Origin of the sequence: Leptolyngbya sp. FACHB-711, from assembly GCF_014695615.1 — a bacterium.
Lineage (GTDB): Bacteria > Cyanobacteriota > Cyanobacteriia > Elainellales > Elainellaceae > Leptolyngbya_A.
In genome coordinates, this window is sequence record NZ_JACJOR010000020.1 from 1 (window position 1) to 2,711 (window position 2,711).

At 48.0% G+C, this 2,711-nt stretch carries 1 protein-coding gene and 1 pseudogene; both read right to left on the minus strand.

Going from position 1 to position 2,711, the window contains the following annotated elements; all coding sequences use genetic code 11:
* Positions 1-225: 225 nt before the first annotated feature.
* Positions 226-1,818 carry a calcium-binding protein gene (locus H6F80_RS00230; protein WP_190789617.1) on the minus strand — a complete coding sequence of 531 codons (1,593 nt, stop codon included), beginning with the start codon at positions 1,816-1,818 and terminating at the stop codon, positions 226-228.
* Positions 1,819-2,153: 335 nt separating this feature from the next.
* A pseudogene (locus tag H6F80_RS00235) lies at positions 2,154-2,585 on the minus strand (transposase); the annotation flags it as partial.
* Between the last annotated feature and the right edge of the window lie 126 nt (positions 2,586-2,711).

Genomic DNA, 2,711 nt, shown 5'->3' on the forward strand with positions numbered 1-2,711 from the left:
TCCTCCAATTCTCATCCAGCTAAAAAGGCTTGTGTCACTTTAGCTTGAGTCGATGAAAGTTGAAGCAGATAGAGGCTTCCAGACAAATTCACCCAGAGAGCAAAACCCGCAACTAGTTGGCAGATAGTTTTGAGTGGCTAGATTCAGCGTTCGAGCATCGGGTTTGTTCATACCCTCTATGCTAACAATTTCTCTCCTAATCCTGCCCTCTCTTTCCTTGCCGGGTTAATATATCCGGCTAAAATCAGCAGCCGTAATTTGATTGACACGTACTCCAGATATAATTGCTAGTTGATCATTTCCAGCACTCACCAAGATGCTGCCGCCGCGTTGAATGATTTTTAGGTCTTTGAAGCTCAGTCCTGATGTCAATCCAAGTTTGTCCTGGCGATCGCTAAAATCTTTAATTACATCCCGACCCACACCATTTTCTAAGGCAAAAATATCTCGCCCTCGATCGCCCTTCAGCACGTCATTGTTAGTCCCGCCCCAAAGCTGGTCATTTCCTGCACCACCAAATAGCTGATCATTACCATTCCCGCCTTGGAGGATGTCATTATCTCCCGCTCCTGTAAGCTTGTCGTTGCCGTCTAAGCCAAGCAGCGTATCTTTAGCAGCAGTTCCCATGAGCTTGTCGTTGCCAGGAGTTCCTTTGCCACCACCCGTCCCTTGATCTGGAGGAGTGACTGGGACTGGAGGAGTGACTGAACCTGGAAGATCGATGTTTTTGGGACCTCCAGTCAACTCATAAGTAGTCGGTTTGGAATCAGGATCTTTGGGCTGATAAGTGCCGTTGACCAAAACTGCATCATCCAGCAAGATGTATTTGCCGCGAGCACCTTCGCCCTGAACCCAAAGCTTGTGCTCTGTCGTTAGTCCCGTCGTTTTAACTTTTGTGGAATATACTCCACCGTTGAACTCCCTTGTCGTTTCTTGAACTGGAGTCATCGTGATCACTCCGTTCATATCAACGATATATCGACCAACGGTAGTCACCTTAAAATTAACTCCAACCTGACCGGCGGTAGTTGCATCAAATTCATAAGTACCATTGGGGTTGAACGTGTATGTAGTGGTGCCATTGCTTGTAATTGTCCATTGCCCATGCAGCAGAGCCGGATTATTGACGTTGCCAGGTATCTGCCGAGCTGGCAGGCGGTCTTGATAGGCATAAATGTGATAGTGGCTGATCGTGGGTCTCCAATCCAGGTTTGCAATCTGGGTTTGGGCAGCACTACCTGTGCCATCAGGGTCAAAGAATAGATTGCCGGTGGTGTTGTCGTAGATGAAGCGATCGTTCGCATCGATCGCCGCTGTTCCTTGATGAAACTGATCAGCCGTAATGCTGGTGTTAGGTGTGAGCCCGGCGTTGTTGTAACCAGCCGAATTTATATCAACGACAATGTAATCTCGCGCAATCTCAAAATCGTCAATCTTGTCGATGCCATCAGCGAACAAGTTATTGAAGATAAAGAAATCGCTACCGAATCCACCAATTAGCCGATCTTCGCCAGTGCTGCCAATTAAGATATCTCTGCCGGGACCACCACTAAGTTCATCATTACCCAAGCCACCATCAATCAGATCATTACCTCCGCTCCCACGACCAGCACCGACAACGTCGCCGAAAAGAAGGTCGTCAGCGGCTTCGCCAAGAATTACGTCATTACCATCACCACCGTAAACCCAGTCATACCCTGTGCCAGCGAAGATTTGATCATCGCCCTCATGACCTGATATGACATCACCATCAAAAATGTATTGTTCTTGATCAAGCCCGCGCAGAATATCATTGCCGCTTGTTCCTTCGATCGTCATTGCTAAGACTCCATTTAGTTATAAAGAATTGCCGAGAGCAACCTGGCTGACCACACAATAGGAACAAAAAGGGGAAAAGTAGAGGAGTTGAACAAATTTGGTGACCTACTCTACAAAGAAGAGTAGAAAATAAATCAGAGCGATCGTGTTTGAACTAGTTCAGAATTATTACTTTGGCAGTGAAATAGGAGTCAGAACGGAAGGAGAGGGATAAGGAGGTTTTCTATGGATAAACCCGATGCCCGGCACCTAACGATCGAGACCCAGAATTACCTGCTCTAGCTGGTTGTGTCGCAAAAGCTGTTTAAGGACAAACAATAGACTTCCTGCATGAATCAGGAGGGATGTGCCAGTTCGTAGTTGAGCAGTCCCGCAATCAAATTTAAGCGCAAGCCGAATCTCCTTCTGCGGTTGCGGTAGTGCCCTGAAAAGATGCGAAAAATCTTGAAGCGGCGAATGACATGCTCCACTCGAACTCGCAGTCTCGCCAGTGCCCGATTATGCTGCTTCTCATCTTCGGCTAATGGTTGCTTGCGCGATTTCTTGGTTGGGGTACAAGCCCCAGCATGACGCTTGGCAAATCCCTGATACCCTCGGTCGGCTAAACACAACTGCGATGGGACAAAGGGTAAACGGCTACGCTTGAGCAACTTGAAGTCGTGCGTCTGGCCTTGGGCGGTTGCAGTGGCAATCACCTGCCCCGTGTCAAAGTCCACCAGCAGTTGTGCCTTTAGCGTATGGCATTTTTGCTTTCCACTGTAGTACCGTTTCTGTTTTTTTCTAGGACAGCAAAGTTAGCTTGAGCAGTTGTTGCTCTAAGTCGGCCAGGTAGGTGACTGGATTTTGCCGAAAGCGACGCTGCTGAACGCGCTTGTGCTGATGAGCTTTGAGTT